Below are 21,928 nucleotides of genomic sequence, written 5' to 3' on the forward strand. Positions count from 1 at the left end.
GCCTCATCCCCTAGTCTGAACTGCGGATATATTCCCCTTGCCGGTTGGACCTGCATGAACCTCAGCCTTAGCGACATCGTGCCTCCCCTGCGCTGGACCGCGCCCAGCCAGGTAGAGCCGATCGCGAGCGACCCCGGTCTTCCCGACGCGTGGTGGCAGGCGCTTCCGCTCGACCGGGCCTGCGCGGCGGTGGGGACCGGTCAGGTCGCCTCCCGGCTCGCCGACCTCACCATCGCCTGCTGGGCGCACCTGGTCCTCGGCGACATCCTGCCGCTGCTGAGGTTCACCCACCCCGAGGAGAGCCTCCAGACGCCGGGCCCGCGGGAGAGCGTCCACGAGCTGTACATCGACGTGATCGACAAGCTGCTGGCCACCGAGCCCGCGCGGGAGCCGGCCGGGGCGCCGGTCCCGCCGGCCCTCCCCGAGCGGCCGATGCCCGAGATCATCGACGAGATCTTCGCGCGGCTGGACGACCGTCAGCGGGCCATCGCGCGAGACCGGCTCTACTTCGACGCCTCCCAGCACCCCGGCCAGGCCCAGCGGGCCACCCTGGACGAGCTGGCCCAGCGCTTCTCGGTGACCCGCGAGCGCATCCGCCAGATCGAGCGCGACCTGCGCGATCACGTGACGGACTGGCTCAACGGCCCGGCCGCCGCGCCTCTGAACGCCCATCTGTCCTGGCTGCGTACCCGCCTGGGCTCGGCCGTGCCCGCCGACGACCTCGCCGCGGCCGTGCCGTGGCACCGCACCGAGCTGATCACGCTCGCGATCCCCGCCTGGCGGTTCGTCCGCACGCTGCTGACCGGGTACGAGCAGGTGGACGGCTGGCTGATCGCGGGCGGCGCCGACGAGCTCAGGGAGAAGACACGACAGCTGTTCGCCGACGGCCCCCGGCCGCTCGACGAGGCGGTCTCCCTCGTCGCCCAGCTCGGCATCCGGGAGGACGTCGCCGAGCGCTGGCTGGCGTCGGTGCCGCACCTGCGGGTCATGGACGGCCACGTCAGCCCCTGGCCGCGCAGCATGGGCGACAAGGCGGAGGCCGTGCTGGCGGTCGTCCACACTCCGCTCACCCCCGAGGACATCCAGGGTCGCATCGGCGAGGACTACAGCATCGTCGGCATCCGCAACCAGCTCGCCTCCGACGAACGGTTCATCCGGCTCGACCGCAGCAAGTACGGCCTGCGGCGCTGGGGCGGAGACGAGTACCTCGGCATCCGAGAGATGATCATCAGGGAGATCGAGCGCGCGGGCGGCGAGGCGTCCGTGAGCACGGTGGTGGACAACCTGACCTCCCGCTACGACGTGAGCGAGAGCTCCATCAGGGCGTACGCCGGAGGGCCCGGATTCGAGCGGACCCAGCGCGGCTACATCAGGGTGGCCGCCCAGGACCAGGCCGAGCAGTACCAGCCGCGCCGCGACGTCTCGATGACCCGCCGCTGCTTCCGCAGCAGGGACGGCCGCTGGTGGCACCGGGTGGACGTGAACGCCGAGCACCTGCGCGGCTCGGGCTCCCCGCTGCCGACCGGCTTCGCCGCTCACCTCGGCATGGCGCCCGGCGGCCAGCTCACCGCGTCCACCACGTCGGGCGAGGTGGTGATCAGCTGGCACAACCAGCCGACCATCGGCTCGATCAGGCACGTGCTCGCCGAGTACAACGCGTCCGAGGGCGACCACGTCTTCCTCACGGTCTCCGACGGCGGCGAGCTGCTCACCCGCTTCCTGCCCGTCGCGGGGGCCGGGCTGCCCGCGATCAACCATGCGCTGCACCTGATCGGGTACACCGCTCCGGTGGCGTCCGAGGCCGAGGGCCTGCGGTTCATCGGCGCCCGCATCGGCCTGCCGGAGGGAACCACGCGCGAGGAGGTCCTCGAGCGCCTACGCGAACGCGGCGACCGCGACATCCTGCGTTTCCTGACCTGAGGGCCGTTGGCCGCGGGCCGGAGCCGGTAGCGGAGCCGGCCGGGGCGGCCATGCGAGGGTGCCACACGGTCATGCGGGGTGCCCGGGTGGCCGTGCGGGGCCGGAGTGGCCGTGCGGGGCCGGGGGTGGGCTGTCGGGGGCAGCACGTAGGCTCGGAGCATGTTGCGGCTCCACGACACCCTGACCCGCCAGGTCGTGCCCGTCACCCCGGACGGCTCGCGGATCCTGCGCATGTACACCTGCGCCGCGCACGGGCCCGTCGGCCTCGCCGATCTGCGCCCCGCCCTGCTCGCCGACCTGGTCCGCCGTGTCGCCGAGCGCGCCGGGCTGCGGGTGCTCGCCTGCCGGAACGTCTCCGACCTCGGCAACGGTGAAGGCGGCGGGCGCGGCGACGGCGCCGGTGCCTCTCTCGACGCCGACACGCTCGCGCTCAACATGCGCGCCCCCGAGCACTCTCCCAGGACCAGCGAGACGATGGGGCTGGTGATCGAGCTCATCGGCCGGCTCATCGAGCGTGGCCACGCGTACGCCACCCCGGAGGGGGCGGTGTTCTTCGACGCGGCGTCCTTCCCCACGTACGGCGAGATCTCCGGCAAGCCCGGCTCGGCGTCGGATTGGCCCCTGTGGGAGCCTCTGCCGGAACCCGTGGGTCAGCGGACGCGGCGAGCCGACGGTGGCGCGCGAGCGACATGGGACGCGCCCTGGGGCCGCGGGCTTCCCGCCCGCGACATCGAGTGCTCGGCCACGCCGCTGCGCTTCCTCGGCCCACGCTTCGACCTGTACGTGGGCGGGACCGACCTGTGCTTCCCCCACCACGAGAGGGCGCGGGCCCAGTCGAACGCCGCGACAGGTCAGGAGGCCGCCGCCCATTGGGCGCATTCCGGACGCCTGCTGTTCGACGGCCGTCCGGCCGACTCCGGAGACGTCATACCGCTGTCCGCCGTCGCCGCCGCCGGCCTCGACCCCCTCGCCGTACGGCTGGCCCTGCTCGAACGCCACTACCGGCGGCCCATCGACCTCACCTGGGACAGCCTGCGCGCCGCCGACGAGGAGCTGCGGCGGCTGCGGCGGCGGGTGGCCGAATGGGCGGAGTCGCCCAGCCGTCCGATCGACCGGGCCCACGCCGAGCGCGTCCAGCGGGCGTTGGACGACGACCTCGACACGCCGGCGGTCCTGCGCCTGTTGCGCGACCTGGAGACCGACGGGTCGGTCGCGCCGGGATCCAAGTTCGAGACCTTCCTCCATTTCGATCACGTGCTCGCCCTCGACCTGCCCGCCGACATCGGACGGATCTGACGGCGCGTCTGGCGCGCGTACGGCCCGGCCGCCGCGTCAGACGACCGCGTCAGACGGCTCAACCTGTCGCTCCAACAAATCACCGCTCATTCGTGTTCGCCATGCAACGGCGTGGAAGAATTAGGACAGGAGTTCGAATCAGTGTGAGGAGGGTCTGATGGATCTGTTCAACTCTGATCCTGACCGCCCTCGTCGTTCGATTGATGCCGACGGCGACTGGTGGGAGCGGCTGACCGCCGATTCCCCTTTGTGGTCGTTGGAGGGTTCCCTCGCCCGTGACGAGTGCCCCGTCAGGCATCTCCTGAGCGGCATCCCGCGGAGGCCGGGTCCCGAGGGCGCGCGTAACGGTTCAGCCCGTGCCGGTGCAGGCGTCGGCGGTTCAGTCGAGATCGGTTCGACCGATGCGGTGGAGGATGCGGCCACGGTCGGCTCTGCCGCAAGTAGCGCCGCTGTCGGCACCGGTGCCGACAGCGCTGGTGCCGACAGCGCCGGTGCCGGAAGTGCTGGTGCCGCCGGTCCTGCCAGGGCTGGCGCGGCAGATGCCGCCGGTCCTGTTGGCGACGATTCCAGGGCCGCTTCCGCGGCTGGTTCCAGTGGTGCCGCGGGTCCCGATGGCGCAAGCGCCGCCGGTAGCGGTGGTGCCGGGACTGGTTCGGCTGGTGCCGGGTCTGCCGGGGATGCCGGGTCTGTCGGGGATGCGGGTGGTGGTGCGGGTCGGGGCCGGGGCCGGTCGTCGGGGGTCCGGACGTCGTGGGTGTTGGTGGCCTCGTTGCGGGAGTCGGCGCAGGCGTTGGCGCTGGCGCCGGTTCCGGACGATGCCGGCATCTGCCTGGCCGAGGCCGAGGACTTGATGTTCGTCCGCGATCGGATTACCTCGGCGTTGGCGGATCGGGTGGGGCGGGTGCATCGGGCGGGGCAGGCTAGGCAGCATGGGCATGCCTCGACCCGCAGTTGGTTGCGCACGGTGGGTGGGTTGAGTGTGGCGGGGGCGGGCCGGCTGCTGACGTTGGGCGTGCAGTTGGCGCGGTTGCCGCGGGTGCGGGAGGCGTTTGCGGGCGGGGGGTTGTCGGCGGGGGTGGTGGAGGCCATCTGTATGGCTACCGAGCATCTGACCGGTGAGCAGGTGGGGCTGGCCGAGCCGATTTTGTTGGAGCTGGCGGGCCGGGCGGGGCCGGCGGAGGTGGCCAGGGCGGGCCGGTATCTGCGGGCGGTGCTGGACCCTGATGGGGACGAGCGTGATGAGCGGGCCGATTACGGGCGGCAGTTTCTGCGGGTTCGTCCGGGTAAGGGGGGTGGGCTGGAGGGGGAGTTTTATCTGCCTCGTGAGGCGGCCGCCCGGTTGCGGGCGTTGCTGGACGCCTATGCCCGGCCCCGGGCAGAGGGTGATGACCGGCCGCTGCGGGTACGTCAGGCCGATGCGTTGATCGCGTTGCTGGAGCAGAAGATCGTCGCTGAGCTTCTGGTACTGGTCAACGCCGAGTCCCTCCCCACCGACCCGGTCACCGACACCGCCACCGACACCGCCCCTGACCCCGCTACCGACCCCGCCGCCCCCGACCCGGTCCACGACCAGGGCGACCAGGACGACCAGCCCGAGGACGCTGGCGCCAGCGACACCGAGGATCTCGGCAGCCGCCCGGACACTCAGGACGCCGAAGACACCGCAGACGCCGACAACGTCCTGGGCGCCGAGGGCGGCCGGAACGCGGAGAAGGCCGGGGAGACCGGCAGCGTGGACGACGCCGCTGACGCGGACGACCCGAGTGGCGCGGATGACGCATGCGGCGTTGACGTCGTTGACGCTGCCGGCCGGGGCGATGACCTGTGCGATCGCACGGAGACTACCGAGGTTGCAGAGCCCGGGCCCGCCGTTTCTGAGTCGGCCGCTTCCGAGCTCATCAAGCCAGTCGAGTCCGTCGGTCCTGCCGAGGCAGTCGAGCCCGCGCCCGGCGAGGCCGAAGGGACGGACGCGGTCGCCCCCGGCGCCGGTGCTGGCCTCGGTGACGCGGCCGGATACGCGCAGCCGGAGGGCAACGAGCCGGAAAGCAAGCAGCAGGAAGGGACACAGCCCGAGGGGACGCAGTCGGAGGAGGCTCGGCCGGAGAAGGCGCGGTCGAGCGAGCCCCAGCAGAGCAAGCCACGACAGCGTGAGTCACAGCAGAGCGAGTCACGGTCGGGTAGGTCGCGCTGGGATGAGTGGCAACCGCCGGATCCTCCTGCGTGGGGCGCTTCTGCCCGTCACGCCCACGCCGGGCCTCGGCCCGCGGGGGAATCCCGGCATGGGCTGGGCACGCCTGAGGCCCACGGCGGCGTGCGCGGCGGGCAGCACTCCCATGACCCGGGCTCCCATGACCCGGGCCCTCATGAGTCGGGCACATGGCCGGGGCAACGGCCGGTGCCAGGGCCGGGGGCAGACCCGGAGCCAGGGCCGAATTCACGGCCTGAGGCAGATTCGGGGCAAGGGCCGGGCCCAGACCCGGAGCCAGGGCCAGGGGCAGACCCGGGGTCAGGGCTGGGGGCGTTACTGGGCAGGGCGCCGGGGCTGCTGCTGGCCACGGGGCAGGTGCTGCCGGTCTCCGGCGTGCACCGCCTGGCCCGCACCTCCACCCTGGTGCGCCTGGTCATGAACGCCGACGGACAGGTCCTCGACATGGGCCGAAAAGTCAGACTCGCCACCCCGGCCCAGCGACGGGCGGTCTTCGCCCGCTACGCCACCTGCTGGATCGACGGCTGCCCCCTGCCCGCCACCATGTGCCAGATCGACCACGCCGACAACTGGAGCACCGGCGGGCTCACCGACCTCAAACTCCTCGGCCCGGCCTGCCAGTTCCACAACCGCGACCGCTACCAGCACCCCGAGCGCTACACCCGCCACACAACCGGCAAAGACCGCTGGGCCTTCACCTACCACCACCCCACCCGAGCCCCGAGGCGGCGAGACTGAACGCGCCTGTGGAACGGCACGCATTACGGCGCGAGTTACGGCTCCCGTGACCATGCCCGAGCGACCGGCCCACTGGCCGCATGCCGGGCACTGGCCTACACGCCGGGCACTGGCCGCACGCGGGGCACCGGCCGGCATCGGCCTGCTCAGGCGTCGAGGCGGTGGTCGCTGATGACGATGCCGTCCTCGTCGCTGTAGAGCCATTCTCCCGGGGCGAAGGTCACGTCCCCTAAGGTCACCGGAACGTCGACCTTCCCCAGGCCCGTCTTGGCGCTCTTGCGGGGTTGGCGCCGAGCGCCTTGATGCCGAGGTCGAGCCCGGCCAGCGCCGCCGTGTCCCGCACGGCGCCGTTGATCACTACGCCCGCCCAGCCGTTCCGCACGGCCGAGGTCGCGATCAGGTCGCCGAGCAGAGCCGTACGCAGTGATCCGCCGCCGTCGACCACCAGTACGCGTCGCTTGCCCGGCGTCGCGAGCACCTGCTTGACGAGCGCGTTGTCCTCCAGGCACCGGATCGTCGAAATCCGTCCGGAGAATTTCGTGCGAGCGCCGTACGAGCGAAACAGGGTGACGCAACTGCGCAGCGCGTCGCCATGAGTGTCGTAGAGATCAGCGGTCGCGAAGCTCATGCCCGCATTGTGGCAGGGTCGTCCGGGCCGCTGCCGCCGCCCGAAAACGCGCCATTCGCCAATCAGTGAATGTCCGTAAATGTCTTATGTATGTGGGCAGGACTCGCACGGTAGAAGATGACAGCCGTGAAGAATGCCTCACGCTTTCGTCCGCTTCCGCCCACCGGAGCCGCCGCGTTCGCCGCGTTCGCCACGACCGCCGTGTTGGCCGCTACCGGGCTCAGCGGGTGCCAGACGAGCGCCACCGCCGCCACCATTCCCACAACCGCGACCGCCACCACCGCCGCCGCGTCGCCCGCGCCGTCCGGCGGGCAGACGGCCGACGACGCGGTGCGCAGGGTCGAGAAGGCGGTGTTCCCTCTGGACGCCTTCGGACCGACTCCCGAGCAGCAGGCCCGGCTCACCAATGCCGTGCGTCATTCGGTGGCCCTGTGCGCGAGGAGGTTCGGCATCCAGGGTTACGACGACACGCCGTTGCCGCCGCTGCGCGACCCGGCGCCGAGGACGCGACGATACCTGTTCGTCGATCCTGCCCTCGCCGCCCGCTACGGCTACTACCGCGTGCCCCTGCCATCGGACAAAAGCGCGTCAAAGAGGAGGCCGGAGAGGATGGACACCGGTCTGACGCCGCTCGAGGAGCAGGCCGTCCTGGGCGGCGGGAATGGACCGAAGACGGTGCGGGGCGTCCGCGTGCCGGAGGGCGGCTGCCTCGGTGAGGCCAACCGGCGCGTGATGAAGGGAGTCCCGCCCGAGAGCGAGTGGCTGATCGTCCGGCTGGCGTCGCAGGCGTACGACAGGGCGCTCAGGGATCCTCGGGTGAAGGCGGTCAACGCGGAGTGGAGCGCCTGCATGAAGAGGGCCGGCCACACCTACCCGACGCCCGTCGAGGCGTGGGAGGACCCGCGCTGGCGCGGCCCCGTCGACGCCCGGCAGCGGGCCACCGCCGCGGCGGACATGCGCTGCAAGCTTCGGGTGGACTACCTGACCGTACGGGTGACGACGGAGATCGCGGCCCAGCGGGCGATCGTCAAGGCTCACCGCCCGGAGCTGCGGACCTTCCGCAAGCAGCTGCGCACCCGGCTGGCCAACGCCGCGTCGATGCTCGGAGAACGGCCGTAGCGCCGGGCGACGACGCCCGATCAGGGCAGCGTACGGCTCTCGCCGACGGCGAGGTCCCACAGGTCGGCGGGGTCGAGGCCGCGGGACTCCCACACGGCCCGGGCCTCGCGTACCGGCTCCAGCAGCGGTTCGCCCGACAGCACGAACGTGCCCCAGTGCATGGTGGCCATCCGCCGCGCGCCCACGTCGAGGCAGCCCTGCACGGCCTGGGCGGGGTCGACGTGCGAGACCTTCATGAACCAGCGCGGCTCGTAGGCGCCGACCGGCATCAGGGCGAGGTCGATGCCCGGGTAACGCTCGCCGATCTGGGCGAACCGCTCCCCGTAGGCCGTGTCGCCGGCGAAGTAGACCCGGTGCTCGGGGGAGGTGAGCACCCAGCCGCCCCACAGGGTGCGGCAGGTGTCCCACAGCGTACGGCGGCTCCAGTGGTGGGCCGGTACGAAGTCGAACGTCACATCGCCGAGACGGGCCGACTCCCACCAGTCCAGCTCGGTCACGTGGCGGAAGCCGCGCCGCCGGAACCACCCCGCGAGTTTGGCCGGCACAAAGACGGCGGTGTCCCTCGGCAGGCGGCGGATCGTCGGCGCGTCAAGGTGGTCGTAGTGATTGTGGCTGAGCACGATCGCGTCGATCTCCGGCAGGTCGGACCAGGCGACGCCGGGAGGGGTCAGCCGCTGGCGCACGCCGGGGATCTTGCGAGACCACACCGGATCGGTCAGCACGGTGAGCCCGCCGATCTGGAGGACGAACGTCGCGTGGCCGACCCAGGTCACCACGGTCTCGGTCGCGGCGGCGCGGGGCAGGCCGACCCGGTGGACCGGAATCTGGTCGCTGTCACCGATGTCGGGCCGTAGCTGCCCGTGCCACATGACGCTCGTGACCTCGCGGAAGTCCGGGAGAGGGGCGGTCAGCCTGTCGGCGAAGCTGGACGGCCATCGGCGGGGTTCGGCCGGACGCACGGCCGGCGCGCTCGGCACATTCGGAACGGGAGAAACGGGGATTTCTGGGGCCTCAGGGCTTTCCGGATGAATCGTCTGCGACATGGGGAACTCCCTTCCGCTTCCCATGATCCCCACAGAGCCGAAAATATTCCTCCTACGACCGGTCGATTCCGCGCACGTTCACTCCGTCTTCAGGGGGAACGCGACCTCCTCCACGTTCTCCTCCACCAGGGACGCACCCGGGGATAGCCGCCGTCGTCGAGACCGGCCATCCGCTCGAAAAGGTTCCATGAGGCCGGATGGCCGCAGACGGCGTACGAGAAGGCCGAGGCGAGCACGTACAGCAGGAGCATGGGCAGGCCGACGCAGAACGCGTACTGAGTGGCGTGGCGGGATTCATGGTCGAGCAGGCAGCCGGTGAGATAGCCCTCCCCGTGCTTGGTCAGGATGACGTTGCCCACGGTGAACGCACCGGCGACGGGAAAGGGAATGCGATAGCCGTGCGCGTAGACGAGGCCGCGCTCCCCCGCGCGGGTGCGCGCTCCGCCGATTCGCGCGATCAGCAGCCCGAGGGGTGTGGAGAGGTTGACGTAGTTGATGATCTGCCGGAACCGATGCGACCGCCGCATGCCCCCAGGATCCGCGACCGCTCCCACACAGACAAGCTCACGCGCGGCCGTACGACCTGAGCATCCACGAGCTGGTGGAACGGGTGACGACCACGGCCGCCGCGACGGCGACGGCGCCGCCGTACAGGTACCAGTAGCCGGCTGAGTTGCCCGCGATGGCGAGGTCGCCGGCCCGCTGCGGCGTGGACAGCAGGAACGACACGAGGAGCCAGCCGACGCCGGGGGCGAGCGCGCCCAGCTTGCCGCCCATCAGCCTGCCCATGCCGTACGGCACGGCGAACAGCACCGCCAGCCAGGCGATCGCGGCGACCGGCACCTGCCCGGCGTACCACGCGTGCTGGAAGCCCCCGACGACGCCGAGCACCAGGCCAAGCAGGAAGAGCACGCCGTACGCCGCGCCGGTCACGGCCCCGGCCAACGGGCCGGGGGCGTCCTCGGTCGTTTCGACGCCGATATGCGTCTCCTGCGTCATGTCGACCAACTTAGTCGATACCGGCGAACAGGTCGGCCTCGCGGTTGTACGGCTCGCCCAGGCCGCCGACCTCGGGCGGAGCGCCGATGCCGGGCCGGCCGGGCACCCCCGCGCGCAGGATGAAGTGCTCGACCCCGAGGGCCTGCTGACCGACGTTGTTCGAGAGCGCGAACCACGGCGCGTCCACGGCGATCTGCGTCGCGTGCGCCCGCATCGCGTCGAGCTTGGCCTCCACGTACGGCCGGGCGTCGATCTCCGTCGTCACGTCCTCGTCCGCGCATCCCGGCATGTCGTCGATCGACTCCGGCACCCAGAACTCGACGTCGGCCTCGCGCATGGTCTCCATGGTCCGCCGCAGCACCGACTTCGGCATGGCGGTGAGGTAGAACTTGGCGACCCGCCACGGCTCACCGCCGGGGAACGCGGGGTCGGCGGCCAGTTCGAAGGCCCGCCAGGAGACGCGGTGCGCCTGGATGTGGTCGGGATGACCGTAGAAGCCGTTCTCGTCGTAGGTGACGAGAACCTGGGGCCTGACCTCGCGGATCACTCTCACCAGCTCGCCCGCGGCCTCGTCGAGGCCGGCCTGCCAGAAGCAGCCGGGACGGTCGTTGGTCGCCGCGCCCATCATGCCCGAGTCGCGCCAGCGGCCGGCCCCGCCGAGGAACCGGTGATCGGTGACGCCGAGCGCCTTACAGGCGGCGGCCAGCTCGCCGATGCGGTACTGACCGAGCGTGTCGTCCCTGTCGGCTCCGTGGTGGGCGAGCTCCGGGGGGATGATCTCGCCTTCCTCCCCCAGGGTGCAGGTCACGAGCGTCACGTGCGCCCCCTCGGCGGCGTACTTGGCCATGATCGCGCCGGTGCCGATGGACTCGTCGTCGGGGTGGGCGTGCACGAGCAGCAAGCGACGGTCAGTCATGCCTCCGAGGGTAGTGCCCTCGTGCTGGCAGTATGAGGAGCTATGACGGAGAGCTTCCCGCGGTTGCATGCCAGGACCCGGCGGTTCACCCTCGGGGTGCCGCGCAACTTCACGATCTCCCCTGACGGCGGTCGCGTGACCTTCCTCAGGACGAGATCCGGCACCGATCCGGTGACCTGCCTGTGGGAGCTGGACGTCGCGTCCGGAACCGAGCGGCTCGTCGTCGACCCCCTCGCCCTGGGCGCCGCCGACGAGGACCTGCCGCCGGAGGAGCGCGCCCGCCGCGAGCGGTCGCGGGAGTCGGCGGGCGGCGTGGTGGCCTACGCCACCGACCGGGAGGTCCGGCGGGCCGTGTTCGCGCTGTCGGGCGAGCTCTACCTGGCCGACCTCGCCTCGGGCGAGGCCGGCGAGGTAGAGGTGCGGCGGCTCCCGGCGGCCGGGCCGGTCATCGATCCCCGTCTCAACCCCGCCGGCGCGCTGGTCGCGTACGTCACGGGCGGCGCCCTGCACGTGCTGGAGGTCGCTACCGGAGCCGACACCCTGCTCGCCGAGCCGGAAGGCGACCTGGTCACCTACGGCCTCGCGGAGTTCGTCGCGGCCGAGGAGATGGAGCGGATGCGCGGCTACTGGTGGTCGCCCACCGGCGACCGCCTGCTGGTGTCCCGCGTGGACGAGTCGCCGGTGACCCTGTGGCACATCTCCGACCCGGCCAACCCCGGCCGTCAGCCCGTCCCGCAGCGCTACCCCGCCGCCGGCACGGCCAACGCCGAGGTCACGCTGCACGTCATCGGGCTGGACGGCGCGCGTACGGCTGTGCCGTTCGAGCAGGAGTACCTGGTGACGGCGGCCTGGGACGCCCACGGCCTCGCGATCGTCACGTTGTCGCGGGACCAGCGGACCATGCGCCTGCTGTCCGTCGACCCGGACACGGGCGGGACGACGCTCCTGCGCGAGGACACCGACCCCGCCTGGGTGGACATCGTCGCCGGCGTCCCGGCCCGCCTGTCGGACGGCACCCTGGTCTGGGTTGCCGACGCCGACGGCGGCCACCGCCTCGTGGTCGGCGACGAGCCGGTGACGCCGCCGTCGCTGCAGGTCCGCGCGGTGCTCGACGTCGACGGCGACACCGTGCTCTTCTCCGCGAGCGGCGAGCCCACCGAGATCCACCTGTGGACGTACTCGGCGGGCACCATCAGCCCGGTGACCACCGAGCCGGGCGTGCACTCCGGCCGCCGCGCGGGCGGCGTGACGCTCGTCGCCCGGCAGAGCCTCGACACCGAGGGAACGGCCGTGTCGATAGGGGGAGTATCGATCGCGTCCCTCGCCGAGCGGCCCGGCCTGGAACCGCGCGTGTCGCTCGTCCGGGCGGGCGCGCGCGAACTGTCCACGGCCGTCCTGCTGCCCTCGTGGCACGTGCCCGGCTCGGGCCCGCTGCCCGTCCTGATGGACCCGTACGGCGGGCCGCACGCCCAGCGGGTGTTGTCTGCCCGGCGGATGTTCCTGGAGTCCCAGTGGTGGGCCGAGCAGGGCTTCGCGGTGATCGTGGCCGACGGGCGGGGCACGCCGGGGCGCGGCCCTGCCTTCGAGCGCGAGATGCTGCACGACTTCACGATCTCGCTGCAGGACCAGGTGGACGCCCTGCAGGGCGTGGCGGCCCTGCACCCCGATGACCTCGACCTGTCGCGGGTGGCGATCCGGGGCTGGTCGTTCGGCGGCTACCTCGCGGCGCTCGCGGTGCTGCGCCGCCCGGACGTGTTCCACGCCGCCGTCGCGGGCGCCCCGGTCACCGACTGGCGGCTGTACGACACCTGTTACACCGAGCGCTACCTCGGCCATCCGGACGAGGGCCACTATGAAAGGTCATCGCTGCTGGGAGACGCCGAGAAGGGAGACGCAGAGAAGCTGGAGCGCCCGCTGCTGCTGATCCACGGCCTGGCCGACGACAACGTGGTCGCCGCGCACACGCTGCGGCTGTCGTCGGCCCTGCTCGCGGCCGGCCGCCCGCACACCGTGCTCCCGTTGTCGGGCGTCACCCACATGACCCCGCAGGAGGTCGTGGCCGAGAACCTGCTGCTCCTGCAGCTCGACTTCCTCAAGAAGTCGCTGACCACGAGCTGACGCTCAGCGGGCGGTGCCGTGCCAGCTGTCCCACAGCGCGGCATAGGCGCCGCCCGCCGCCACCAGCTCGTCGTGCGAGCCCAGCTCGCTGATCCGGCCGTCCTCCACCACGGCCACCCGGTCGGCGTCGTGCGCGGTGTACAGCCGGTGCGCGATGGCGATCACCGTACGGCCCTCGAGCACGGCCGCGAGCGACCGCTCCAGGTCGCGGGCGGCCCGCGGGTCGATCAGCGAGGTGGCCTCGTCCAGCACGAGCGTGTGCGGGTCGGCCAGCACCAGCCGGGCGAGCGCCAGCTGCTGCGCCCGGGCCGGCGAGACCGCCGCGCCGCCGGAGCCGACCGCGGTGTCCAGCTCCTCGTCCAGAGTCGCCACCCACTCCCAGGCGTCCACGGCCTCCAGCGCGCGGCGCACGTCGGCGTCCGAGGCGTCGGGCCTGGCGATCAGCAGGTTGTCGCGCAGCGTCCCCCGGAACACGTGGTGCTCCTGGGTGACCAGGGCGACGTGCCCGCGCAGCTCGTCGAGCGGCAGCTCGACCAGCGGCACCCCGCCGACCGTGACCGACCCGCTCCCCGGCGCGTGCACCCCGGCGATGAGGCGGCCCAGCGTCGACTTGCCCGCCCCCGAGGGCCCGACCATGGCCAGCCGCTCCCCCGGGCGTACGTCGAGGTCGATGCCGTGCAGCACGTCGCGGCCCTCGCGGTAGGCGTACCGCACGCCGCTGACCTTCAGCTCCTCCCCCACCGGCCGGGCCTCGCCCGCGATCCGGTCGTCGGGCACGTTGGCGACCCCCAGCAGCCGGGCCATCGAGGCCCCGCCGACCTGGAGCTCGTCCACCCACGACAGCAGCCGGTCGAGCGGGTCGATGAGCTGCTGGACGTAGAGCGTGGCGGTCGTCACCTGGGCCACCGTGACCCAGCCCTCGATGGAGAACAGCCCGCCGATGAGCAGGGTCGCCACGACCGGGATCACGTAGCCGAACTCGACGGCGGGGAACCACACCATGCGCAGGCCCAGGGTGTACCGCTCCGCCGCGAACGACCGGGAGATGTCCCGGTCGGTACGGTCATGACGGCGCCTGTCCAGCCCCAGCGCCTCGATCGTGCGCGCGCCCTCGACGGTCTCGGCAAGTCCTTCGGTCATGTCGGCGTACGCCGCGTTCTCCCGCAGGTAGCCGTCCCTGGCCCGGTTGAGGTACCACCGGGTGGCGCCCCAGAGCAGCGGCACGGCGACCAGCGACGGCACGGCCATCACCGGGCCGACGAGGATCACCGCGCCGACGACGAAGATCCCGGTCACGACCGCGATCAGCGTCTCGGGCACGGCGTGCCGTACGGACCGGGACAGCGCGTCCACGTCCCTGGAGGTCCGGGTGATGAGGTCGCCGGAACCGGCCCGCTCGACCGTCGAGAGCGGCAGCGCGAGCACCCGGCCGACGAAGTCCTCCCTCAGCTCGGCCAGCACCTTCTCGCCCAGTCGCGACGACGCGTACACCGCGAACCTGACCAGCACCGCCTGCGCGGCCACGAAGGCGGCGATGGCCAGGGCGACGGCGTCCACGCGCAGGTCGGCCCGGCCCTCGGCCAGACCCTCCACCAGGTCGCCGAGCATGCGGGGCGCGACCAGGCCCGCGACCGCGGCCAGGGCGTGCAGGGCCAGCGCCAGGCCGAGTTCGCGCGGATACTTCAGTGTCAGCCGCCGGGCGTAGGCGCGCACCTGCGCCCGGTCGGCGACCGGCAGGATCTCGCGGGCCATGCTCAGCCTTCCCCTCTCGTGACAGTCGCCCGGTATCCCGGCTCGCTGTCCAGCAGCGCCCGGTGGGTGCCCTGGGCCCGCACCGCTCCGTCCTCGACGTACAGCACGTGGTCGGCCCGGTCGAGCACGAGCGGGCTGCTCGTGCAGACGAGGGTCGCGCGGCCCGCCCGCGCCTTGCCCAGCCGTTCGGCGACGCGCGCCTCCGTGTGCGCGTCGACGGCGCTGGTGGGCTCGACCAGGATGAGGATCTCCGGATCGGCGAGCAGCGCCCGGGCCAGCCGCAACCGCTGCTGCTGACCGCCGGAGAACTCGCGGCCCGACTCGGCCACGTGCGCGTCGAGGCCCTCGGGCAGCGCCGCCACGATGTCCTCGGCGCACGAGGCGTACAGCGCCTGGCGGACGTCCTCGTCGCCGGCCGTGCCCCGCACGTCCAGCTCGTCGCGCAGCCGTCCGGTGAACAGCCGCGCGCCGTTGTCGGCCAGCAGGATGTGCCGCCTGACCTCGGCGAGCGGCAGTTCCGCCAGCGGCGCCCCGCCGAGCGTGACGTCGCCGGGGGCGAACCCGCCCAGGCGGTCGGCGACGGCGACGGCGTCCTCCGGCGCGGCCGCCGCGACCGCCGTGAGCCGGCCGGGCCGGACCTCGACACCCGACTCGCCGTCGCGGAGCGCGCCTGCCCGGGCCGGGAATCGGCCGTCGCCGCCCGTGATCTCGGGTTCCAGGGACAGGATGCGGCAGACGCGGCGCGCCGCCACATGCCCCTTGGTGAGCTTGTCGGCGGCCTCGGTCAGCGTGCGCAGAGGCGCGATCAGGAAGACCGCGTAGCCGTAGAACGCGACGAGCTGACCGGGGGTGATGCGGCCCTCGAGCGCGAAGTGCGCGCCGAGCCAGGTCACGCACGCGATCAGCACGCCGGGCAGCAGGATCTGGGCGCCTTCGAGCAGGGACTCCACCGAGGCCACCCGCACCCCCGCCCGCCGTACGCGTTGCGACTCCTCGCGGTAGCGCGCGGCGAAGACCTGCTCGCCGCCGACGCCGCGCAGCACCCGCAGGCCGGCCACGATGTCGGCGGCCCGGGTGGCGAGGTCGCCCTGCAGGTCGCGCTGCTCGTGCTGGCGCCGGTGCAGCGGCTTGAGCAGAGGACCCACCGCGGCCGCCATCAGCGGCACTCCGATCAGCACGACCAGGCCCAGCGGGACCGAGGTGGCGATGAGGATCACGGTCACCGCGACGACGGCGACGGCCGCGCCGGTGCCGCGCAGGAGGATGTCCATGGCGTTGCCGATGTGCGCGATGTCCGAGTTGCCGACGCTGACGACCTCGCCTGTCGACAGGCGTTTCGGCAGCGTCGCCCCGAGCCTGGCCGCCTGCCGTACGGTCACCTGCACGGTGCGGTAGGCCGCCGACAGCCAGGCGAAGGTCGCGAACCGGTGACGCGTGACACCCGCGACCGCCTGGACCACACCGAGGCCGAGCACCACCAGCGACCATTTGATCAGCGTGCCGGCGTCCCGCGCGGCCATCGCGTCGATCGCCTTGCCCAGGGCCGCCGGCACGAGCGCCTGCCCCAGCCACCACAGCACCGCCAGGCCGGCTCCGGCCAGCATCGGGCCGGCCTGGCCGCGCGCCACCCACCACAGGTAGCGCAGCGGCCCACGGGCGTCGGGAGTGCCGGGATCGGCCACAGGAAGAGCGCGCATAGTCGTTCCAGGCTCGCAAAGACGCAGGTCGGCGGGCAAATCGTTTTCTTGTGTCAACCAGGGTTGACACGCATGGGATTGTCAACCTATGTTGACAGGCATGAGCGATACGGCACAGCTGGCGAGCGACGCCGGCAGCCGCGATCCGGCCGTCGGCCTACGGGCCGTACGGGCGCTGCGGCTCCTGGTGGACCGGCTCGAAGCGCTGCAGGTGGAGAACGCACGCACCGCGGGATGGTCGTGGCAGGACATCGCGCTCCTGCTCGGGGTGTCCCGGCAGGCGGTGCACAAGAAGTACGCGGGCGGGCGAGGACTGCTGAGACGGGAGAAGTAGATGCTGGAGAGGTTCACCGACGACGCGCGGCAGGTCGTCATACACGCCAACGAGCAGGCCAGGGAACTCCGGCACGGGCAGGTGGGCACCGAGCACATCCTGCTCGGCCTGCTGAGCCGTCCGGAGACGACGTCCGCCCGGCTCCTCACCGCCCGCGGGGTCACTCATGAGCGGGTGCGGGCCGAGGTCGTCCGGATCCTCGGCGACGCCACCGGCGGGGACATCGACGCCGAGGCCCTGGAGACGATCGGGATCGACCTGTCGGCCGTCCGGGAGAGGGTCGAGGAGGTCTTCGGCGTCGGGGCCCTCGACCGGGAGCCGCGCCGCGACCGTCGGGGGGCGCTCCTCAGCGGGCGCCGGGCCCCGTTCGGCCCGCGGGCCAGGAAGACGCTCGAACTCGCGCTCCGCGAGGCCATCGCGCTCAAGAGCAAGGACATCCGCGACGGTCACATCCTCCTCGGTGTCATCCGGGAGGGCGAGGGCCTGGGCGTCCGCATCCTGACCGACGCCGGAGTCGACCTGGCGGAACTACGGACGGACGTCAGGAGCGCCCTGACCCCTTAGTCATTCAGGGCCGCCAGGGCGTCCGCGGGGGTGTCGTAGATGGGGAACGCCGCGTGCAGCCCGGTCACCGTGAGGATCCTCCGGAAGACGCCCTTGACGCCGGCGAGTTTCATGAACCCGCCCGCCTCCACGGCGCGATCATGCGCCTCCAGCAGCAGCCGCAGGCCCATGGAGTCGCAGAAGGTCAGCTCGGACGCGTCCACGACCAGCCGGGTGCCGCCCTCGTCCGACAACTTGCCGAACACGGTGCGCAGCCGCTCGCCGGAGATCACGTCCAGCTCGCCGATCAGGGTGACGAGCGTGTGCGTCGGCTCATGGCTCACCGTGACGCCAAGTCTCGTCGTCATCCCTGTCCTCATCCCGAGATCTCAAAGATCTACAGAGAAGTTACACCTCTAGATACCCCGGCAGGCGGGGGGAGGCAAGGCTACCAATTCACCCGCGTGGAGGAGCGGGACAGGACGGGCGGGCTCAGCGGTCGCCGGCGGTCTCGTACAGCCCGCCCGAGCCGGCGTCCGAGTCGCCGCCGGGCCGGGACTGACGCGGCCCGGCGTCCGCCGCCTGCGCGAGCGCTTCCGAGGCCGTCGCGGACTGCTCGAACACGTTGCGCAGGCCGGTGATCGTCAGAACGCGGCGCAGCACGCCCTGCACGCCGCTGAGAATCAACCGGACGTTCAGGGCCTGACCACGCTGCAACGCGGAGATCAGCTCGCTCAGCCCCCGCGAGTCGCAGAACATGAGCCCGGCGACGTCGAGCACGAGGACGGACGTCCCCGGCGACTCCCATATCCGGTGCAACTCGTCGTGGAGCAGGTGAACGGTGCCGGCGTCGAGATCGCCTTCCACGCGCACGACGACAGCGGCGCCATGGACCGCGGACGCGACCTTCAAAGTGGAACGTGGACCGGTCACGGACATGCTCTCTCCCTCGCCTGCGGGATCACGGCAGGCGTGTTACGCCGACACAGAGCACACGTTACCCGGGAGGCGGGTCGATTATGTTACGGCCGACCGGCCCACGTCACTCGTCCGCTACTTGGAAGCGGCCTTCAGGTAGTCGGCGTTCATCTGAGCGATCGTGTCGAACGGGATGCCCTTCGGGCACACCGCCGTGCACTCGCCGGTGTTGGTGCAGCCGCCGAAGCCCTCGGCGTCCATCTGCTCGACCATCGCCCGGGCACGGGACTCGCGCTCCGGCTGGCCCTGCGGCAGCAGGCTCAGATGAGTGATCTTCGCCGCGGTGAACAGCGAGGCCGAACCGTTCGGGCAGGCGGCGACGCACGCGCCGCACCCGATGCAGGTGGCGGCGTCGAAAGCGGCGTCGGCATCGGCCTTCGGCACCGGGACGGAGTGCGCCTCCGGGGCGGACCCGGCGGGAACGGAGATGAAGCCGCCCGCCTGGATGATCCGGTCGAACGCCGACCTGTCCACGACGAGGTCCTTGACCACCGGGAACGCCGCGGCACGCCACGGCTCGATGGTGATGACGTCGCCGTCCTTGAAGTGCCGCATGTGCAGCTGACAGGTCGTGGTGAGCTTCTGCTCGCCGTGCGCCACGCCGTTGATGACCATGCCGCACATGCCGCAGATGCCCTCACGGCAGTCGTGGTCGAAGGCGACCGGGTCGTCGCCCTCGAGAATCAGCCGCTCGTTGAGGACGTCGAGCATTTCCAGGAACGACATGTCCGGAGAGACGTCTTCGACCCGGTAGGTCACCATCCGTCCCTTGTCCGACGAGCCGTTCTGCCGCCAGATCTTGAGGGTCAGGTTCACTTGTAGCTCCGCTGGGTCATCTTGACGTACTCGTAGTTGAGCTCTTCCTTGTGCAGGACCGGGCCGTCCGGGGTCCACTCCCACGCGGCGACGTAAGCGAAGTTCTCGTCGTCGCGCAGCGCCTCGCCGTCCGCGTCCTGCGACTCGGCCCGGAAGTGGCCGCCGCACGACTCCGTACGGTGCAGGGCGTCGACGCACATCAGCTCGGCGAGCTCGAAGAAGTCGGCGACGCGGCCGGCCCGTTCGAGCGCCTGGTTGAGCCCCTCGGAGTCGCCCGGCACCTTGACGTTGTTCCAGAACTCCTCGCGCAGCTCGGGAATGCGCTCCAGCGCCTTGCGCAGCGACTCCTCGGTGCGCTCCATGCCGCAGTACTCCCACATGATGCGGCCGAGCTCGCGGTGGTAGGAGTCGGCGGTGCGGTCGCCGTTCACGGACAGGAGCTTGTCGATCTTGTCCTGGACGGCCTTCCTGGCCTCCGCGACGTCCCCCTCCTCGACCGGCCCGAACGCGCCGGCCCCGGCGAGGTAGTCGCCGATCGTCGTCGGCAGCACGAAGTAGCCGTCCGCCAGGCCCTGCATCAGCGCCGAGGCGCCCAGGCGGTTGGCGCCGTGGTCGGAGAAGTTGGCCTCGCCGATCACGAACAGCCCGGGGATCGTGGACTGCAGGTCGTAGTCCACCCACAGCCCGCCCATCGTGTAGTGGACGGCCGGGTAGATGCGCATCGGCACGTCGTACGGGTTCTCGCCGGTGATGCGCTCGTACATCTCGAAGAGGTTGCCGTACTTCTTCTCGACGGCCTCCCGGCCCATCCGCCTGATGGCGTCGGCGAAGTCGAGGTAGACGCCGAGCCCGCCGGGGCCGACGCCGCGGCCCTCGTCGCAGACGTTCTTGGCGGCCCGGCTGGCGATGTCACGGGGCACGAGGTTGCCGAACGCCGGGTAGATGCGCTCCAGGTAGTAGTCGCGCTCGTCCTCGGGGATGTCGCCCGGCGCGCGGTTGTCGCCCTTGCGCTTGGGCACCCAGACGCGGCCGTCGTTGCGCAGCGACTCCGACATCAGCGTCAGCTTCGACTGGTGGTCGCCGCTCTGCGGGATGCAGGTCGGGTGGATCTGCGTGTAGCAGGGGTTGCCGAAGTAGGCGCCCTTCTTGTGCGCCCGCCAGATCGCCGTGGTGTTGCAGCCCTTGGCGTTGGTGGACAGGTAGAACACGTTGCCGTAGCCGCCGCTGGCGAGCACGACGGCATCGGCGAGGTGGGTCTCGATCTCGCCGGTGACCATGTCGCGGACCACGATGCCCCGGGCCCGGCCGCCGCTGACGATCAGCTCCAGCATCTCGTGGCGGGTGTGGACCTCCACGTTCCCCGCCGCGACCTGCCGCTCCAGGGCCTGGTAGGCGCCGAGCAGGAGCTGCTGGCCCGTCTGGCCCCGGGCGTAGAAGGTGCGCGACACCTGGGTGCCGCCGAAGGAGCGGGTGTCGAGCAGGCCGCCGTACTCGCGGGCGAACGGCACGCCCTGCGCCACCGCCTGGTCGATGATGTTCACGCTGACCTGGGCGAGGCGGTACACGTTCGACTCGCGGGCGCGGTAGTCGCCGCCCTTGACCGTGTCGTAGAACAGCCGGTAGACGCTGTCGCCGTCGCCGCGGTAGTTCTTGGCGGCGTTGATGCCGCCCTGCGCGGCGATCGAGTGGGCCCGCCGCGGCGAGTCCTGGTAGCAGAACGACTTGACCTTGTAGCCCAGCTCGCCGAGCGTGGCCGCGGCGGAGCCGCCGGCCAGGCCGGTGCCGACCACGATGACGGTCAGCTTGCGCTTGTTAACCGGGTTGACCAGCTTGGCCTGGAAACGGCGCGTGTCCCAGCGGTCCTCGATGGGACCCTCCGGCGCCTTGGTGTCCCGGATGGGCTCACCGACCCGGTACTGCCCGACGATGCCCGGCGCCGTGTCCCGGGTCTCCTGCTGCTGAACGTCCTGCTGTGCGTCCTGCTGGGCGCGGCGGCGGAACTTCACTTGACCACTCCGATCATGATGCAGATGGGCGCGGCGACGAATCCGAGCACCAGCACCGCGGAGACCACGGCGGCGCCCGTCTGCAGCGCGCTGCGGACGCGGGGGCGGCGGGTCAGGCCGAGCGACTGGAACGCGCTCCACATGCCGTGGCGCAGGTGGAGGCCGACCAGCACCATGGCGACCAGGTAGAACACCGTCACCCACCAGCGCTCGGGCTGGAAGCCGGCGACCATCCGGTCGTACGGCGTGGCGTCGCCGCCCTTGGGGTTCACCGTGCCGAAGGTCATGTCCAGCAGATGCCAGATCACGAACAGCAGGATGATCACGCCGCCGTACCGCATGGTGTGCGTCGCGTACCCGTTGGCCTGCGACTTCCGCTTGGCCGCGTACTTGACGGGCCGCGCCTTCGACGCCCGCCGGGCGAGCGACACGGCCGCCCACATGTGCAGCAGGACGCAGAGCCCCAGCACGATCTCGGCGATCGTCAACAGGGTCCGGTTCGGCAGCGCGGGCGAGCCCACGGTGCGCAACCATTCGGCATAGTGGTTGAAAGATTCGCCACTGATGAAAATCTTGAGATTGCCCAGCATGTGGGCGATCAGGAAGAGCACGAGAACGGCGCCCGTGACGGCCATCACGGCCTTCCTCCCCGCGGAGGTGCCGAGCAGGCCGCGACGGGCGGGCGTACGCGGCGCGGGCCCGGCGGGCTTGGGAGGTGCGTTGTGCGTGGGAACCGGAGCGGTCGCCGAGCCCCGATCCACGGAAGCGGAGTCCACAGAGTGGTCAACAGTGGCAGTCACGAATGCTCACGCTAGGTTC

General features: G+C 71.6%; 18 protein-coding genes and 1 pseudogene. 7 read left to right on the plus strand and 12 right to left on the minus strand.

Annotated features, from left to right (window positions below; genetic code table 11):
* Positions 1 to 54: 54 nt before the first annotated feature.
* The 3 genes from ACQPZZ_RS34855 to ACQPZZ_RS34865 all read left to right on the plus strand — a co-directional run bounded on the left by ACQPZZ_RS34855 (position 55) and on the right by ACQPZZ_RS34865 (position 6,160).
* Positions 55 to 1,920: a sigma factor-like helix-turn-helix DNA-binding protein gene (locus ACQPZZ_RS34855; RefSeq protein WP_432926118.1), complete on the plus strand. Its 1,866-nt coding sequence runs from the start codon at positions 55 to 57 to the stop codon at positions 1,918 to 1,920.
* Positions 1,921 to 2,079: 159 nt separating this feature from the next.
* Positions 2,080 to 3,216: a cysteine--tRNA ligase gene (locus ACQPZZ_RS34860; RefSeq protein ID WP_432926120.1), complete on the plus strand. Its 1,137-nt coding sequence runs from the start codon at positions 2,080 to 2,082 to the stop codon at positions 3,214 to 3,216.
* A 157-nt stretch (positions 3,217 to 3,373) separates the two neighbouring features.
* Entirely contained in the window at positions 3,374 to 6,160 is a 2,787-nt protein-coding gene (locus ACQPZZ_RS34865; RefSeq protein WP_432926122.1) for a DUF222 domain-containing protein, read from the plus strand.
* 146 nt (positions 6,161 to 6,306) lie between these two features.
* Here the strand turns inward: ACQPZZ_RS34865 and rraA are convergent.
* Positions 6,307 to 6,788: pseudogene (rraA, locus tag ACQPZZ_RS34870) on the minus strand (ribonuclease E activity regulator RraA).
* A gap of 126 nt (positions 6,789 to 6,914) precedes the next feature.
* On the opposite strand from rraA, the gene ACQPZZ_RS34875 reads away from it, so the two are divergent.
* On the plus strand, positions 6,915 to 7,907 hold the full coding sequence (locus ACQPZZ_RS34875; protein ID WP_432926124.1) for a hypothetical protein: 993 nt from the start codon (positions 6,915 to 6,917) through the stop codon (positions 7,905 to 7,907).
* 20 nt (positions 7,908 to 7,927) lie between these two features.
* Here the strand turns inward: ACQPZZ_RS34875 and ACQPZZ_RS34880 are convergent, their stop codons facing one another.
* The 4 genes from ACQPZZ_RS34880 to mshB all read right to left on the minus strand — a co-directional run bounded on the left by ACQPZZ_RS34880 (position 7,928) and on the right by mshB (position 10,865).
* Entirely contained in the window at positions 7,928 to 8,884 is a 957-nt protein-coding gene (locus tag ACQPZZ_RS34880) for an MBL fold metallo-hydrolase (protein WP_432926126.1), read from the minus strand.
* Between the two features lie 155 nt (positions 8,885 to 9,039).
* Entirely contained in the window at positions 9,040 to 9,477 is a 438-nt protein-coding gene (locus tag ACQPZZ_RS34885) for a hypothetical protein (RefSeq protein ID WP_432926128.1), read from the minus strand.
* 37 nt (positions 9,478 to 9,514) lie between these two features.
* Positions 9,515 to 9,949, minus strand: coding sequence for a DUF6113 family protein (locus ACQPZZ_RS34890; protein WP_432926130.1), 435 nt, complete (start codon positions 9,947 to 9,949; stop codon positions 9,515 to 9,517).
* A 10-nt stretch (positions 9,950 to 9,959) separates the two neighbouring features.
* Positions 9,960 to 10,865, minus strand: a complete 906-nt coding sequence (gene mshB / locus ACQPZZ_RS34895; protein WP_432926132.1) for an N-acetyl-1-D-myo-inositol-2-amino-2-deoxy-alpha-D-glucopyranoside deacetylase — start codon at positions 10,863 to 10,865, stop codon at positions 9,960 to 9,962.
* 42 nt (positions 10,866 to 10,907) lie between these two features.
* Between mshB and ACQPZZ_RS34900 the strand changes: the two genes are divergently transcribed.
* Positions 10,908 to 12,983, plus strand: coding sequence for a DPP IV N-terminal domain-containing protein (locus tag ACQPZZ_RS34900; protein WP_432926134.1), 2,076 nt, complete (start codon positions 10,908 to 10,910; stop codon positions 12,981 to 12,983).
* 3 nt (positions 12,984 to 12,986) lie between these two features.
* Here the strand turns inward: ACQPZZ_RS34900 and ACQPZZ_RS34905 are convergent, their stop codons facing one another.
* Positions 12,987 to 14,735 carry an ABC transporter ATP-binding protein gene (locus tag ACQPZZ_RS34905; protein ID WP_432926135.1) on the minus strand — a complete coding sequence of 583 codons (1,749 nt, stop codon included), beginning with the start codon at positions 14,733 to 14,735 and terminating at the stop codon, positions 12,987 to 12,989.
* 2 nt (positions 14,736 to 14,737) lie between these two features.
* Positions 14,738 to 16,432, minus strand: coding sequence for an ABC transporter transmembrane domain-containing protein (locus ACQPZZ_RS34910; protein ID WP_432926137.1), 1,695 nt, complete (start codon positions 16,430 to 16,432; stop codon positions 14,738 to 14,740).
* A 100-nt stretch (positions 16,433 to 16,532) separates the two neighbouring features.
* Between ACQPZZ_RS34910 and ACQPZZ_RS34915 the strand changes: the two genes are divergently transcribed.
* Together ACQPZZ_RS34915 and ACQPZZ_RS34920 are read left to right on the plus strand one after the other, a co-directional pair.
* Complete coding sequence (locus ACQPZZ_RS34915) at positions 16,533 to 16,766, plus strand: RNA polymerase subunit sigma-70 (protein ID WP_363644603.1); 234 nt, start codon at positions 16,533 to 16,535, stop codon at positions 16,764 to 16,766.
* Positions 16,767 to 17,330 (plus strand): Clp protease N-terminal domain-containing protein, encoded by a 564-nt coding sequence (locus ACQPZZ_RS34920; RefSeq protein ID WP_432926139.1) that lies wholly within the window; start codon positions 16,767 to 16,769, stop codon positions 17,328 to 17,330.
* Here the strand turns inward: ACQPZZ_RS34920 and ACQPZZ_RS34925 are convergent.
* From ACQPZZ_RS34925 to ACQPZZ_RS34945, 5 genes are all read right to left on the minus strand, one after another.
* Positions 17,327 to 17,677 (minus strand): STAS domain-containing protein, encoded by a 351-nt coding sequence (locus ACQPZZ_RS34925; protein WP_432926141.1) that lies wholly within the window; start codon positions 17,675 to 17,677, stop codon positions 17,327 to 17,329. The genes ACQPZZ_RS34920 and ACQPZZ_RS34925 overlap by 4 nt on opposite strands.
* A 124-nt stretch (positions 17,678 to 17,801) precedes the next feature.
* Positions 17,802 to 18,248 (minus strand): STAS domain-containing protein, encoded by a 447-nt coding sequence (locus ACQPZZ_RS34930; protein ID WP_363644608.1) that lies wholly within the window; start codon positions 18,246 to 18,248, stop codon positions 17,802 to 17,804.
* Positions 18,249 to 18,362: 114 nt separating this feature from the next.
* On the minus strand, positions 18,363 to 19,103 hold the full coding sequence (locus ACQPZZ_RS34935) for a succinate dehydrogenase/fumarate reductase iron-sulfur subunit (RefSeq protein ID WP_139579333.1): 741 nt from the start codon (positions 19,101 to 19,103) through the stop codon (positions 18,363 to 18,365).
* The gene (locus tag ACQPZZ_RS34940) at positions 19,100 to 21,031 is read right to left on the minus strand and encodes a fumarate reductase/succinate dehydrogenase flavoprotein subunit (RefSeq protein WP_363644932.1); all 1,932 of its coding nucleotides are present in this window, start codon (positions 21,029 to 21,031) and stop codon (positions 19,100 to 19,102) included. The genes ACQPZZ_RS34935 and ACQPZZ_RS34940 overlap by 4 nt, the downstream gene beginning before the upstream one ends.
* Before the next feature lie 74 nt (positions 21,032 to 21,105).
* Positions 21,106 to 21,909 carry a succinate dehydrogenase cytochrome b subunit gene (locus ACQPZZ_RS34945; RefSeq protein WP_432926144.1) on the minus strand — a complete coding sequence of 268 codons (804 nt, stop codon included), beginning with the start codon at positions 21,907 to 21,909 and terminating at the stop codon, positions 21,106 to 21,108.
* Positions 21,910 to 21,928 lie beyond the last annotated feature (19 nt).

This window comes from Microbispora sp. CA-135349 (assembly GCF_050947365.1).
Lineage (GTDB): Bacteria > Actinomycetota > Actinomycetes > Streptosporangiales > Streptosporangiaceae > Microbispora.